The following is a 12,883-nucleotide window of genomic DNA, read 5'->3' as shown; positions in this document are numbered from 1 at the left end:
ATGTCGGAACGGGATGGAGCTGTTGTAGGCAAGTTCTGTATCTGGATTGCGCGGGAGGTTCAGTGCCAGGTGGGGTGCTAGGTTCAGCGCTCCTCACAGCCAGCAAGGATTCGCAAATGGCCGTACCGTTAATGCCGCCGGGTGTTTCACTTCTCGAAAATATGGCGACCGCCAAGTGTAAAGGCACTCATCTCCAGCCAGGCTCGGCATTCGCTTATTCCTGGTTTTACTCACAGGTCAGGGCTGCCGGCCCATGGAACTACAAGAAGCGAGGGCGTCAGTACGAAGCTTTTGGTAACTTCAATTATGGTGCTACAGGTACGGTGCTGGGTATTCCCGAGCATGTTCTGTTACGGGCAGCAGGTGTCGCTCAAACATTCGCAAAAACCACCAAGCCGGAATTTGGGTCATGGTGGGGCGCAGACCCTTTTGGCGATGATCCTCGAGATCAATATTGGATAAGGAGGGGTATTGAGTATGCAATTTCTCAGGGCTACTAAGGGCCTCTTGCCGGTTCTGCGCAACTGCCTGCTGGTAGCCTGCCTGATTTATATCGGGGGCAATTGGATCATGTCATCCGGTACACCGGATTTGGACGAAGTGGTTTTGAAACACTCCTTGGGCAACGGCAGCTCAATTTATGGAGCACGTGACGGTCAGGGCGGCGCGACAGTGGGATTTTCCTACAGGTACTACGTTCATAAGGACTTAGGTAGTGATCGGGAGATACTGACAGCGCTGGTTTCGGCACATCCCTTTTTGAAAACCAAAGCGCCGGATGTTCAAGTGACCCGGCAGGATGGCGTCATCCACCTCACTGTTCGTGGTGAGGTTTATGCGTACCGCAGCTATCCGCTTGAAGGTTTGGGCGCTGTGAGCATAGACATGAAGTTGTAGACCGGCTGGCTTCGGATTTTTCCTGCAAGATGTTGGGCCGTGCATGAACTTGTCGCGTGCCGTCAGCGCGCCTAGTCTTCGTCCTGTCATCGCAAAAAACGGTGACACGGACGTGCAAGTCCGGTTACATATCGGCGCGCCAACGCCCATAGCCATCCAACGGGCGTTTTTTATGCCTGCTGTATTTGTTATGGCGGCTGTGCGTGGGAGACTCTTCGGGGTCTGCCGGGGTCCGATATGCCCGGTCTTGCACACCTGCGCACAGCTGCCACCTTTATTCGCGTGCAAGCGGAAGAGGGCAGTCTCCATCACATATCGGAGCTGTAAATCATGGTCAAACCTACCCCCAATCCGCCCCTCTTCACCGTAAACCCGCACGAAAACACCGAAACCCTGCTGGTCAACGCCAGCGAAACCCTGTCTTCTCTTAACGCACTCACCTGCAATCTCGCCTTCGACCTGGACACCTCCCAGCGCGCGATCATGCTCGGCATCCAGCAAATGGCGGAGCTGGGGCAGCTATTAGTGGATCGGGCCCTGGAACAGATTTCCCCTTCTGCAGTCGCTTAAAACTTGATCGTTCCCAAAAAGGGACCTATCGTTCCCTTTTTGGGACTCTTTGGCCGCTGCCATGCACACCTTGCCGATCAGCACTGCACTCTTCACCGTCACCCAACAAAAAGTACTGGGCCTGCTGTTCGGCAAACCCGACCAAAGCTTCTTCACCAATGAAATTGCGCGATGGGCCCAGGTGGGCAAGGGCAGCCTCACTCGTGAGCTTGAACGTCTGCAATTGGCGGGCATCTTGAGCATGACGCGCCAAGGCAACCAGACCCATTACCAAGCCAACCCCCAATGCCCGATTTACTCGGAGTTGTTGGCCATCGTGCGCAAGACCCTGAGCCTGGATGAACCATTGCGCACTGCACTGGCGCCGTTCGCCAAGCAGATAACCTGGGCGTTTATCTACGGCTCCATCGCCAAAGGCGAGGCGCACTCATCCAGTGACATAGATCTCATGTTGATCGGCGAAAGCCTCAATTACAGTGAAGTCATGGAGCAGCTCATGCCGCTGGAAGAGCAACTGGGCCGCACCCTCAACCCGACGCTTTACACCCCTGAAGACTGGATCGGCAAATGGAATGCCGGGAACAGTTTTGTGCAGCGGGTCGTGCAGCAGGACAAGATCAACCTGATGGGGACCAACCCCCTGGAATCCACGGATGGACAACAAGGTAAACCTGGAGAATCTGCAACGTAGCGGCGGCTTGAAGGCTGAGCCGCCGGATCGCAAAGAGTGTGATGGGCTGATGCGTTCAGCCAGGGATCGGCTGAGGGACGCCGGTAATCCGCAGTTATCATTCGCCAGTCGTTTCGACCTGGCTTACAACGCCGCTCATGCTATCGCCCTTACGGCCTTGCGCTTGCAAGGTTATCGCTCGGATAAACGCTATCTGGTCTTCCAATGCCTGGTTCATACCGCAGACGCCGGCAAGGTGCAGGTGAGGTTGTTGGCGTTGTGTCATGAGCGTCGGAACCTCGCGGAATATGAAGGGTACATGGATGAAGATGAGGCGCTGCTGGGCCAATTAATGGAAGGTGCGAAGATATTAATGAGCAATGTGCAAGCATTGCTTGCTGGTCATAGGTGGGAATGAATCACCGGTCAACTGTAGGAGCCGGCTTGCCGGCGATGGCGTGCTGTCAGTTGGCACATTGTTCAATTAGCGACCGCTATCGCTGGCAAGCCAGCTCCTACACAGGTTTTGTTACTCCAACCGTAACGATCCGCCTCCGAGCTTGATTGATGGCCCTCTGAATCACTCCTAAGGTACAGCCCACGACAGCAAACCCGTGGAGCGACCATGACAACAACAATCACCCCCGACTCGCGCTGGACGCGGCGGCGCGACGAGAAGCAGCGGCGGCTCGGGCTGGTCAAAAAATACGCAGACGGGGCGGTGTTACCCAGTGACAGGATCGTCGAGGCGCTTGAGGCGCTGATCCTGCCCGGCGACCGTGTGGTGTTGGAGGGCAATAACCAGAAGCAGGCGGATTTCCTCTCGCGCTCCCTCGCCAAAGCCGACCCGTCCAAGCTCCACGATTTGCACATGATCATGCCCAGTGTTGGCCGTTCCGAGCACCTGGACCTGTTTGAAAAAGGCATCGCCCGCAAGCTGGATTTCTCTTTCGCCGGCACCCAATCCCTACGCATCAGCCAATTGCTCGAAGACGGTCTGCTGGAAATCGGCGCGATCCACACCTACATCGAACTCTATGCGCGGCTGGTGGTGGACCTGATCCCCAACGTGGTGCTTTCCGCCGGGTTCATGGCCGACCGCGCCGGCAACATCTACACCGGCGCCAGCACTGAAGACACCCCGGCCCTGATCGAGCCCGCCGCGTTCAGCGATGGCATCGTGATCGTGCAGGTCAACCAGTTGGTGGATGACGTCACCGATTTGCCGCGTGTGGATATCCCGGCGAGCTGGGTGGATTTTGTGGTGGTGGCCGACAAGCCGTTCTATATCGAGCCGCTGTTCACTCGCGACCCGCGCCATATCAAGCCGGTGCACGTGCTGATGGCGATGATGGCGATCCGTGGCATCTACGAAAAACACAATGTGCAGTCGCTTAACCACGGCATCGGCTTCAACACCGCCGCCATCGAGTTGATCCTGCCCACCTACGGCGAGTCTCTCGGCCTTAAGGGCAAGATCTGCCGCAACTGGACCCTCAACCCGCACCCCACGCTGATCCCTGCGATTGAAAGCGGCTGGGTGGAAAGCGTGCATTGCTTCGGCACCGAACTGGGCATGGAGAACTACATCGCCGCACGGCCGGATGTGTTCTTCACTGGCCGCGACGGCTCGATGCGTTCCAACCGTATGTTCTGCCAGCTCGCCGGCCAATACGCGGTGGACCTGTTTATCGGTGCGACGCTGCAAGTCGACGGTGACGGCCATTCCTCCACCGTGACCCGTGGCCGACTCGCCGGATTTGGTGGCGCACCGAACATGGGGCACGACCCGCGCGGCCGCCGCCATGGCACGCCGGCGTGGTTGGATATGCGCCACGACGATGCGCCCGAAGCCTTGTTGGAGCGCGGCAAAAAGCTTGTGGTGCAAATGGTCGAGACCTTCCAGGAAGGCGGCAAACCCACCTTCGTCGACACCCTCGATGCCGTGGAGGTCGCGCGCAAAAGCGGCATGCCCCTGGCACCGATCATGATCTACGGCGATGACGTCACGCACTTGCTTACCGAAGAGGGCATAGCCTACCTGTACAAAGCGCGTTCACTCGAAGAGCGCCAGGCGATGATCGCTGCCGTCGCAGGTGTCACGGCGATTGGCTTGCGCCACAACCCCAAGGACACCGCGCGCATGCGCCGCGAAGGGTTGATCGCCTTGCCCGAAGACTTGGGCATCCGCCGCACCGACGCCACCCGCGAGTTGTTGGCCGCCAAGAGCGTGGCCGACCTGGTGGAGTGGTCCGGTGGCTTGTACAACCCGCCCGCCAAATTCAGGAGCTGGTAAATGCGCGCCCTTAAATTGCATGAACTCAGTCTTGCGGATCGCCTGGCCGATCTGGCCGTCGATGCGCTGATCGATGAAGCGGACCTGTCGCCCAAACCCGCGCTGGTGGACCGGCGTGGCAACGGCGCCCACAGTGATTTGCACCTGGGCCTGATGCACGCCTCGGCGTTGTCGCTGTGGCCGATGTTTAAGGAGATGGCCGAGGCGGCGATTGAATTCGGTGAAGTCGGTTTGCCCCTGCGCGAAGCCCTTGGGCGCATTGGCCGTGAAGGTGAGCAAGCAATGTTGACCACCACCAACGGCGTGAACACCCATCGCGGTGCGATCTGGGCCCTTGGTTTGCTCACGGCAGCGGCGGCGCTGGAACCCCGCGCCGTCACGCTGACGGCAGCCAAACTGGCCTTGCTCAACGACCGCTATGCGCCGCAGCCCGTGAGCCACGGTGCTCAAGTCGCCCAACGTTACGGCGCACGCGGCGCTCGTGAAGAAGCGCAACTGGGCTTCCCGTCCGTGGTGCAACGCGGCTTGCCGCAGCTGCACCGAAGCCGCCAGCAAAACGCCGGCGAACAGAACGCGCGCCTGGACGCCTTGCTCGCGATCATGACGGACCTGGCCGACACCTGCGTGCTTTACCGCGCCGGTCCCGAAGGCCTCTACGCGATGCAACGCGGCGCCCAGGCCGTGCTGGAGGCAGGCGGCAGCGCAACCCTCGGCGGTCGTCGCCAACTGCACGCGCTGGACCTTCAACTGCTGTCCCTGAATGCCTCCCCCGGCGGCGCCGCCGACCTGTTGGCTGCCTGCCTATTTATCGACCGCCTCGACGGAGCGTTGTGATGGAAACCTTGTCCTTTGAATTCCCCGCCGGGCAGCCGCCAAAAGGCCGTGCGCTGGTGGGTTGCGTCGGCTCGGGCGATCTGGAGGTGCTGCTGGAACCGGGTACGCCGGGCACGCTGACCATCCAGGTGCAAACCTCGGTGAATGGCGCCGAACAACGCTGGCAGCATCTGTTCGAGCGCATCTTCCAGGAGCAGACGCCACCGGCGTTGAACATTGATATCCACGACTTCGGTGCCACCCCGGGCGTGGTGCGTTTGCGCCTGGAGCAGGGTTTCGAGGAGATCGGCCATGACTGAGTTACTCGCCAAACACAGCTTCGTTGAGCTGGGCGCTCGGCAGCGGGCCAAGGCGTTGCTGGACGCCGGTTCCTACCGCGAATTGATCGACCCGTTCCAGCGCGTCATGTCGCCGTGGCTCAGCCGCCAAGGCGTGGTGCCACAGGCCGATGACGGTGTGGTGATCGCCAAGGGCAGCATCGACGGCAAACCTGTCGTCATTGCCGCCATCGAAGGCAACTTCCAGGGTGGCAGTCTCGGCGAAGTCGGCGGCGCAAAAATCGCTGGCGCCTTGGAGCTGGCGGCCGAGGACAATCGCAAGGGCATTCCCACCTGCGCCGTCCTGTTGCTGGAAACCGGTGGCGTGCGCTTGCAGGAAGCCAACCTGGGCCTGGCGGCCATCGCGGATATCCACGCGGCGATTGTCGATCTGCGCCAACACCAGCCGGTGATCGGCGTGGTGGCGGGCAGTGTCGGTTGCTTTGGCGGCATGTCCATTGCGGCTGGATTGTGCAGTTACCTTGTCGTCACCCGCGAAGCGCGCCTGGGTTTGAATGGCCCGCAAGTCATCGAACAGGAAGCGGGGCTTGAGGAGTACGACTCCCGCGATCGGCCTTTCATCTGGAGCCTGACCGGCGGTGAGCAACGCTTCAACAGCGGCCTGGCCGATCGCTATGTCGCTGACGATGTGGCCGAGATTCAACAGACCGTCAGCGCATTACGACAACAAGGCCTGCCCACCCAACAACGCAGTCGTCAGGCCGACTATTACCTGGCGCGCTTGGCCGAACTGGACGCAACGCCGCAAATCGACCCGGCGACGGTACGCGCGCTGTTTCAAGGAGATCGCTCATGAGAGGTTTGCAGTGGTTCAACGCATTGAGCGCCGGAGCGACAGCCGTTGAGGGTTTGCCCAACTCGCTGAAAGTCGCCGATGGTGTGCTGGGTGAGCAGCCTGTGCGCTATATCGCTGTGGTCACCGACGCGCAAAACCGCTTCCCCCGCGCACGCAACGGCGAAGTCGGCCTGCTGGAAGGCTGGGGGCTGGCGAAGGCCGTCGATGAAGCCATCGCCCGTGGCGATAAACGCCCGATCATCGCCATCGTCGATGTACCGAGCCAAGCCTATGGCCGTCGCGAAGAAGCCCTCGGCATTCACCAAGCCCTGGCCGCCGCCGCCGACAGCTATGCCCGTGCGCGTCTGGCGGGGCACCCGGTGATTGCGCTGCTGGTGGGCAAGGCGATGTCCGGGGCGTTTCTCGCCCATGGGTATCAAGCCAATCGCCTGATTGCCCTGCGCGATCCCGGTGTGATGGTGCACGCCATGGGCAAGGCCTCGGCCGCGCGCGTGACGCTGCGCAGCGTTGAAGAGTTGGAAGCCCTGGCCGCCAGCGTGCCGCCCATGGCCTACGACATCGACAGTTACGCCAGCCTGGGGTTGCTGTGGGAAACCTTGTCGGTCAGCCAGATTGAACAGCCCACGCCGGAGGATGTGGCGCGGGTCAGCGATTGCCTGGTGAGTGCGATCAAGGATATTGGCAGCACCGACTTGAGCGGCCGCCTGGGTGCGACCAATCGCGCCGCCTCCAGCCACGTGCGCCAACTGCTGCGAGAGCAATGGTGAACGCCCACGACTTGCTCTGGGGCATGACCCCGGCGCATCTGCCTGCTGACGCTCCTGCGTGGGCGGTGGAGGCAGTAGGCACAGTGGTGGTGCGTCGCGCCACCGTCACGCCGGGCTGGGTCGCGGTAGGCGTGCGCGGGCGTTTGCGCGAGCAGCGGTTTGCCGCCGAAATACCGATTGCCGCGGTGCAGCGGCGAGTAACGCCGGAAGCGCTGCGTGATGTTGCCTCGACACGCGACTTACCGGCCTTGCAGGCACTGGAACAACTGCGGCCGGTGCTGGCGCCCTTGAATTGGGGCATCACCGGCAGCGCGGGTTTTGAGCTGGCCACGGGCATTGAAGCGCTGCATGCCCAGAGCGATCTGGACCTGATTCTGCGCACGCCCGAGCCGCTGGATCGCAACGATGCACGCGACTTGCTGGCAGCCTTGGACAAAGCCGCGTGCGCTGTGGATATGCAACTGCAAACACCTTTCGGCGCTATCGCCCTGCGCGAATGGGCCGGTCCATCGCGGCGGGTGCTGTTGAAAACGGTCAGCGGTGCGCACCTCGTCCCCGACCCTTGGCAGGCCTTAGCATGAGCAGCCTTCTTGTCTTCCCCGGCCAGGGCGCCCAACGCCCCGGCATGCTCCAGGCGTTGCCGGCCGATGTGTTGGAACACGCCAGCGAAGCCTTGGGTGAAGACGTTCGTGCATTGGATTCGGCGCACGCCCTGGCGAGTACCCGCGCCGTGCAGCTTTGCCTGCTGATCGCCGGCGTGGCCCACGCCCGCTTGCTGCAGCACACGCCGGATTACGTCGCAGGACTGTCCATCGGTGCTTACCCGGCAGCAGTGATTGCCGGTGCGCTGGATTTCGCCGACGCCCTCAAACTGGTCAGCCTGCGCGGCGAGCTGATGCAAAACGCTTATCCACAGGGCTACGGCATGACCGCGATCATCGGCCCGGAGTTATCCACCGTCGAAAACCTGCTGGCCGAAATCCACAGCCCCGAAACCCCGGTGTACCTGGCCAATATCAACGCCGACAACCAGACGGTGATCGCTGGCAGCGACCAGGCCATGAAGCTTGTCGCCAGTCGCATCAAAGGCAACGGCATCGCCAAGCGACTGGCTGTCAGCGTGCCGTCTCACTGCGCGTTGCTGGAGCAGCCAGCCCAGGCTTTGGCACAAGCCTTCGTGTCGCTCAAGGCACCGCGCATCACCTACCTGAGCAGCACCCGTGCGCGGCCGATCCACAACCCCGAACAATTGCGCGACGACCTGGCCTTCAACATGTGTCGCATCGTCGACTGGCGCGGCACCGTGCAAAGCGCCTACGAGCGCGGCGTGCGCCTGCAAATCGAACTGCCTCCGGGCGCGGTGCTCACCGGCCTGTCGCGCCGGGTGTTTGAACAGGGCACGGTGATCGCCTGCGAAGGCGCACGCCTGGACACTTTGCAGGCCCTGCTGCAAGAGGAGGAACGCCGCCACCGATAAAGCAGCACCCAAGGCTTTCGAAGCACAACAACAACAATTTCGATCGAGCACTTTGAGGACAACAACAATGATTATCTACGGTGTGGCACTGCTGGCGATCTGCACGCTTGCAGGCGTGATCATGGGCGACATGCTTGGCGTGTTGCTGGGCGTCAAATCCAACGTGGGCGGGGTGGGGATCGCGATGATCCTGCTGATCTGCGCCCGCCTGTGGATGCAAAAGCGCGGCGGCATGACCAAGGACTGCGAAATGGGCGTGGGCTTCTGGGGCGCGATGTACATCCCCGTGGTGGTGGCGATGGCTGCGCAACAAAACGTGGTCACCGCCCTGCACGGTGGGCCGGTGGCGGTACTCGCGGCGATTGGTTCTGTGGTGGTGTGTGGTTGCACCATCGCGCTGATCAGCCGTACCCACAAGGGCGAACCCTTGCCCGATGAAGAGCCGCTGATCGCGCCAGTAGGAGGTCGCTGATATGTGGGATCTCATTGAAAAAGGTTTGGAACACAACGGCCTGATTACCGCGTTTGCCTTCGTTGGCGTGGTCATGTGGATTTCGGTGGTGCTGTCCAAGCGCCTGACCTTCGGGCGTATTCATGGCTCGGCGATTGCCATTGTCATCGGCCTGGTATTGGCCTGGGTCGGCGGCACGATCACCGGCGGCCAGAAAGGCCTGGCGGACCTGGCGCTGTTCTCCGGCATCGGCCTGATGGGCGGCGCGATGCTGCGCGACTTCGCCATCGTCGCCACCGCGTTCGAAGTGCAAGCCACCGAGGCGCGCAAGGCCGGGATGATCGGTGTGATTGCGCTGCTGTTGGGCACGATCCTGCCGTTTATCGTCGGTGCGAGCATGGCCTGGGCCTTTGGTTATCGCGATGCGATCAGCATGACCACCATTGGCGCGGGTGCCGTGACCTATATCGTCGGCCCGGTGACCGGTGCGGCGATTGGCGCGACGTCGGATGTGATGGCGCTGTCGATTGCCACCGGGTTGATCAAGGCGATTCTGGTGATGGTGGGTACGCCTGTGGCGGCGCGCTGGATGGGCTTGGATAACCCGCGTTCGGCGATGGTGTTTGGTGGGTTGGCCGGCACGGTGAGCGGCGTGACCGCTGGCTTGGCGGCGACAGATCGGCGGTTGGTGCCGTATGGCGCGTTGACGGCGACGTTCCACACCGGGTTGGGTTGCTTGCTCGGGCCTTCGTTGCTCTATTTCATCGTGCGCGGGTTGGTTGGCTAACCCAATGATCGTTCCCAGGCTCTGCGCTCAACGTTATACAAAAGTTCGCTTTGATTCTGGCCGAAGGCGGTGGGAGCGAGCTTGTTCACGAAGGGCCAGTACAGCCCCAGAAATAGGGCGTTTGAACCTACTTCGACAGGGATCTATGTTCAGCCTGCGGCTGCGGTTTGAGCCCCATTTCCCAGGCTCATCGAGACTTGTGTCGAACGATGAACGCTCTACGTGGGAATGAAGCCCTAGACGTTCTGCGTCCGCTCTTGAAACCGTGACGCAGAGTGAGAGCGATCAATACGCTTTTGAGATTCTTTTTCTATAACTTATATCGCGAAAATATATAAAAAACTGTGAGTTCTAACAGGTTGCCGATCGGTAGTTGCGATGTAGTGTTTACGTGGAACAAAAAAAGAAATTCAAGCTATTTTTCTTTTTTGAGTTTCCAAATTGATATCTACTGGGGGCACAAATCATGAGCAAGGAAAATCCGGCACTTCAAGCAAACTGGTTTAGTAATGTTACAGATAAGGGGAAGTCCTATTATACGGTTTATATAACTTTTGCGGATTATGATAGGGGATCGTTTACAGGTAGGTGGGGGAAAAACAAGTTTTTGGGTTCGAATCTTGGTGGTACTTCTGGGTACACTAGGTTGAGAACAACAGGTGATGAGGGCAACACTGCTTCAGCGATAACATTCGACTTTGGTGAAGAAAGGTGTGACCTTCGAAGTGATGACTTTAGCTATAATTATTTGTATGGAATAATTACTAATAAGCGCACGGGGGAGTATGACACCATATCATTCACAAAGTCAGATGATACAAGAGTAGAGCTTGTTTACTCATAGTTAGATGGAGATTTTTTGGTTTCGGGAGTTTGCAAGAATAAATAAAATCATTGGTTGCATGTTTAAATGATTTTTGGTGTTATGTTGTCAATATTGTGTGCTGCCAATGAAAACTCCAGAGCGCCAGGTGTTTTCATTGGTCGGCAACTTTAAAGCATTAGGGAGGCTAAAGGGTCTGCAGATATTTGATGCTTTTTTACTTGAAATTCAAAAACCTCAATTGGTCGAAAGACAGAACTGTTTCCTTGATTTATGGTCCCTTTCTTTAATTGTGCGGTTACGGGTTGACTAGCTGCATCTCAAACGCAGTTGTTGTCAGCTCCGTCCTGATCCTGAGTGGTTGATTTTTATTGCATTAAGTGAATAGGTTGTGGATGTTGAAGAGGTTTGTATGCATCGGTACCCTGGTTTTCACCACACACAACTAAGATTCCGAATCGTGCAGATCATCCGATTTTTATACAGAGCGCTCGCTCAAACGCCGCCCTCGATCCATTCTCGTCGTCTGACGATGCTGATGAGTTGTGTCAGATCGTTACTGCATGGCCGTCGTCTCACACTGACTGTATTCGGGCGCTTCATGCCAAGTCAGGCCTATCCCCGCACCATCGATTTGTACTGCGTACGACACTCTGCCAAGGGCCGTAAACCTCAACGAGTCACGGGATCAATTGCTAAAAGCAAACTCAGGCGGTAATCCGCCAGATGTGAGCGAGAGCTGTGTTTGCTGGCAAGCAATCTGACACAAAGTGAGTGGAGTCCAGCAAAAAAGTCGAGCTTTATAAGCTGCTCGTGCAGATCATAGAAGGCTTCCGAAATGTGAAAAGTGAGCACTTGAAGTTGGGTTTTAGTCTGCATCGAAGCAAATGCACAAAAGCGCATAGATGTGTGCTTGTTAATTGCTGCGCTAGCCAAATCTCATCTTTTTAACCAGGTTCTAGGCTTGGGAGAGTGACTTGGAGCCGCGCTATCAAATCAACAGGTTCAAGGCGAAACGGGTACTTTCATTGTGGCGGCTAGGCTTGGACTATTGGCGTAGTTGCACAGATTTTGGTGGTCGAGAATGCTTGGAAATATTGGAGAAAGCCCTGCGCGATGAGGTGCATTATCAGACGAAGAGCTTGGAGTAGATTTGTGGGGAGCCTTCAGGGTCTAACCCGTGTCGACGCACCTGTGTCAGGTCTGCTAAGTAGCGTTATCGAAAATGCTCTAACCCTGCCGATTGGCATACATCCGACACTCCGCCAACAACGCCAGCAAGTTCGGATCACGCTCCTTGGCCTTCAGGAACACCACGCCAATATGCTGCTGCAACCGGTACAGGGGTTGCAGCGGTATCAACTTCACACGGTTTTCATACACCGCCGCGATCCTGCCCGGCAACAGCGCATAACCCACGCCTGAACTGACCATGCTCAACAGCGTGAAGATGTCATTGACCTGCATCGCCACCTTCGGCTCGAACCCCGCCTGCTTGAACACGCGATTGCCATCCTGGTGTGTGGCGAAGCCTTGGGTGAGGGTGATGAAGGTTGCGTCGCGCACATCCGCCAGGTCGATCTGTTGATCGCGGTCGAACGGTGAATCCGCCGGGGTGGCGAGGAAGATGTCGTCGGAGAACAAGGCAATCTGTTCGCAGTCCGGGTCGTTGGCGTGCTCGTCGAGGGAGATGAGGATCGCGTCCACTTCCATGTTCTTGAGCTTGTAGAGCAGGTCGAAGTTGGAGCCCAGGATCAGGTCGATATTGAGTTCGCTGCGGCGGATCTTCAGGCCCATGATCAGCTGCGGCACGGTCTTCACCGTCAGCGAGTACAGTGAGCCGAGCTTGAAGCGTTCGGCCGAGAAGCCGGCCGCTTCGCGGGTGAGGCGTACGCTGTCGACCACATCGGCCACCAGCTTCTGTGCGCGTTCTTCCAAGACGTAGGCGCTTTCCAGCGGCGTGAGGTTGCGCCCTTCGTGCTTGAACAGCGGGCAGCGCAGGGCATTTTCCAGGGAATGGATGGCGCGGTGCACGCTGACGTTGCTGGTTTGCAGCTCGGCGGCAGCGCGGGCCAGGTTGCCGGTGCGCATGAACGCCAGGAAGATCTCGAGCTTTTTGAGGGTGAATTCTTCGTCGATCAGCATGGCCGTGGCTCTTGTTCGAATACCCTCGATTG

General features: G+C 58.7%; 16 protein-coding genes. 15 read left to right on the top strand and 1 reads right to left on the bottom strand.

Going from position 1 to position 12,883, the window contains the following annotated elements:
• The first annotated feature begins 116 nt into the window (after positions 1-116).
• The 15 genes from U367_RS1000000131060 (at position 117) to U367_RS1000000131765 (ending at position 10,727) form a co-directional block, all read left to right on the top strand.
• On the top strand, positions 117-500 hold the full coding sequence (locus U367_RS1000000131060) for a polymorphic toxin type 44 domain-containing protein (protein ID WP_073860050.1): 384 nt from the start codon (positions 117-119) through the stop codon (positions 498-500).
• On the top strand, positions 478-897 hold the full coding sequence (locus U367_RS0119755) for a hypothetical protein (protein WP_028618293.1): 420 nt from the start codon (positions 478-480) through the stop codon (positions 895-897). Before U367_RS1000000131060 ends, U367_RS0119755 begins: the two co-directional genes overlap by 23 nt.
• Positions 898-1,227: 330 nt before the next feature.
• A complete protein-coding gene (locus U367_RS0119750; RefSeq protein WP_028618292.1) occupies positions 1,228-1,467 on the top strand; it encodes a DUF6124 family protein in 240 nt (79 codons plus the stop codon).
• A gap of 61 nt (positions 1,468-1,528) precedes the next feature.
• Positions 1,529-2,158, top strand: coding sequence for a nucleotidyltransferase domain-containing protein (locus tag U367_RS0119745; protein WP_028618291.1), 630 nt, complete (start codon positions 1,529-1,531; stop codon positions 2,156-2,158).
• The gene (locus U367_RS0119740; protein WP_028618290.1) at positions 2,121-2,555 is read left to right on the top strand and encodes a hypothetical protein; all 435 of its coding nucleotides are present in this window, start codon (positions 2,121-2,123) and stop codon (positions 2,553-2,555) included. The genes U367_RS0119745 and U367_RS0119740 overlap by 38 nt, the downstream gene beginning before the upstream one ends.
• A gap of 207 nt (positions 2,556-2,762) precedes the next feature.
• Complete coding sequence (mdcA, locus tag U367_RS0119735; protein ID WP_028618289.1) at positions 2,763-4,433, top strand: malonate decarboxylase subunit alpha; 1,671 nt, start codon at positions 2,763-2,765, stop codon at positions 4,431-4,433.
• Positions 4,434-5,267: a triphosphoribosyl-dephospho-CoA synthase gene (locus U367_RS0119730; protein WP_028618288.1), complete on the top strand. Its 834-nt coding sequence runs from the start codon at positions 4,434-4,436 to the stop codon at positions 5,265-5,267.
• On the top strand, positions 5,267-5,566 hold the full coding sequence (locus tag U367_RS0119725; RefSeq protein ID WP_015886328.1) for a malonate decarboxylase subunit delta: 300 nt from the start codon (positions 5,267-5,269) through the stop codon (positions 5,564-5,566). Before U367_RS0119730 ends, U367_RS0119725 begins: the two co-directional genes overlap by 1 nt.
• Positions 5,559-6,401: a biotin-independent malonate decarboxylase subunit beta gene (locus U367_RS0119720; protein ID WP_028618287.1), complete on the top strand. Its 843-nt coding sequence runs from the start codon at positions 5,559-5,561 to the stop codon at positions 6,399-6,401. Before U367_RS0119725 ends, U367_RS0119720 begins: the two co-directional genes overlap by 8 nt.
• The gene (gene mdcE / locus U367_RS0119715) at positions 6,398-7,168 is read left to right on the top strand and encodes a biotin-independent malonate decarboxylase subunit gamma (protein ID WP_028618286.1); all 771 of its coding nucleotides are present in this window, start codon (positions 6,398-6,400) and stop codon (positions 7,166-7,168) included. Before U367_RS0119720 ends, mdcE begins: the two co-directional genes overlap by 4 nt.
• Positions 7,162-7,749, top strand: coding sequence for a malonate decarboxylase holo-ACP synthase (locus U367_RS0119710; protein WP_028618285.1), 588 nt, complete (start codon positions 7,162-7,164; stop codon positions 7,747-7,749). The genes mdcE and U367_RS0119710 overlap by 7 nt, the downstream gene beginning before the upstream one ends.
• Complete coding sequence (gene mdcH, locus U367_RS0119705; protein ID WP_028618284.1) at positions 7,746-8,645, top strand: malonate decarboxylase subunit epsilon; 900 nt, start codon at positions 7,746-7,748, stop codon at positions 8,643-8,645. Before U367_RS0119710 ends, mdcH begins: the two co-directional genes overlap by 4 nt.
• A gap of 67 nt (positions 8,646-8,712) precedes the next feature.
• Positions 8,713-9,117: a malonate transporter subunit MadL gene (gene madL / locus U367_RS0119700; protein WP_015886323.1), complete on the top strand. Its 405-nt coding sequence runs from the start codon at positions 8,713-8,715 to the stop codon at positions 9,115-9,117.
• 1 nt (position 9,118) lies between these two features.
• On the top strand, positions 9,119-9,883 hold the full coding sequence (gene madM, locus U367_RS0119695; RefSeq protein ID WP_010207194.1) for a malonate transporter subunit MadM: 765 nt from the start codon (positions 9,119-9,121) through the stop codon (positions 9,881-9,883).
• A gap of 466 nt (positions 9,884-10,349) precedes the next feature.
• Positions 10,350-10,727 carry a hypothetical protein gene (locus U367_RS1000000131765; RefSeq protein WP_152537926.1) on the top strand — a complete coding sequence of 126 codons (378 nt, stop codon included), beginning with the start codon at positions 10,350-10,352 and terminating at the stop codon, positions 10,725-10,727.
• 1,209 nt (positions 10,728-11,936) lie between these two features.
• Here U367_RS1000000131765 and U367_RS0119690 read toward each other — a convergent pair.
• Entirely contained in the window at positions 11,937-12,851 is a 915-nt protein-coding gene (locus U367_RS0119690) for a LysR family transcriptional regulator (RefSeq protein WP_028618283.1), read from the bottom strand.
• Positions 12,852-12,883: the final 32 nt, after the last annotated feature.

Origin of the sequence: Pseudomonas canadensis, assembly GCF_000503215.1 — a bacterium.
Taxonomy (GTDB): Bacteria; Pseudomonadota; Gammaproteobacteria; order Pseudomonadales; family Pseudomonadaceae; genus Aquipseudomonas; species Aquipseudomonas canadensis.
This window is presented reverse-complemented; position numbering and strand designations above follow the sequence as displayed.

Bases quoted from the DNA above. Each gene is read 5' to 3' on its own strand.
- U367_RS0119745 (WP_028618291.1), top strand. From the start codon at position 1,529: ATGCACACCTTGCCGATCAGCACTGCACTCTTCACCGTCACCCAACAA.
- mdcE (WP_028618286.1), top strand. From the start codon at position 6,398: ATGAGAGGTTTGCAGTGGTTCAACGCATTGAGCGCCGGAGCGACAGCC.
- U367_RS0119755 (WP_028618293.1), top strand. From the start codon at position 478: ATGCAATTTCTCAGGGCTACTAAGGGCCTCTTGCCGGTTCTGCGCAAC.
- U367_RS1000000131060 (WP_073860050.1), top strand. From the start codon at position 117: ATGGCCGTACCGTTAATGCCGCCGGGTGTTTCACTTCTCGAAAATATG.
- mdcA (WP_028618289.1), top strand. From the start codon at position 2,763: ATGACAACAACAATCACCCCCGACTCGCGCTGGACGCGGCGGCGCGAC.
- madM (WP_010207194.1), top strand. From the start codon at position 9,119: ATGTGGGATCTCATTGAAAAAGGTTTGGAACACAACGGCCTGATTACC.
- U367_RS0119710 (WP_028618285.1), top strand. From the start codon at position 7,162: ATGGTGAACGCCCACGACTTGCTCTGGGGCATGACCCCGGCGCATCTG.
- madL (WP_015886323.1), top strand. From the start codon at position 8,713: ATGATTATCTACGGTGTGGCACTGCTGGCGATCTGCACGCTTGCAGGC.
- U367_RS0119730 (WP_028618288.1), top strand. From the start codon at position 4,434: ATGCGCGCCCTTAAATTGCATGAACTCAGTCTTGCGGATCGCCTGGCC.
- U367_RS0119725 (WP_015886328.1), top strand. From the start codon at position 5,267: ATGGAAACCTTGTCCTTTGAATTCCCCGCCGGGCAGCCGCCAAAAGGC.
- U367_RS0119690 (WP_028618283.1), bottom strand. From the start codon at position 12,851: ATGCTGATCGACGAAGAATTCACCCTCAAAAAGCTCGAGATCTTCCTG.
- U367_RS1000000131765 (WP_152537926.1), top strand. From the start codon at position 10,350: ATGAGCAAGGAAAATCCGGCACTTCAAGCAAACTGGTTTAGTAATGTT.
- U367_RS0119720 (WP_028618287.1), top strand. From the start codon at position 5,559: ATGACTGAGTTACTCGCCAAACACAGCTTCGTTGAGCTGGGCGCTCGG.
- U367_RS0119750 (WP_028618292.1), top strand. From the start codon at position 1,228: ATGGTCAAACCTACCCCCAATCCGCCCCTCTTCACCGTAAACCCGCAC.
- U367_RS0119740 (WP_028618290.1), top strand. From the start codon at position 2,121: ATGGACAACAAGGTAAACCTGGAGAATCTGCAACGTAGCGGCGGCTTG.
- mdcH (WP_028618284.1), top strand. From the start codon at position 7,746: ATGAGCAGCCTTCTTGTCTTCCCCGGCCAGGGCGCCCAACGCCCCGGC.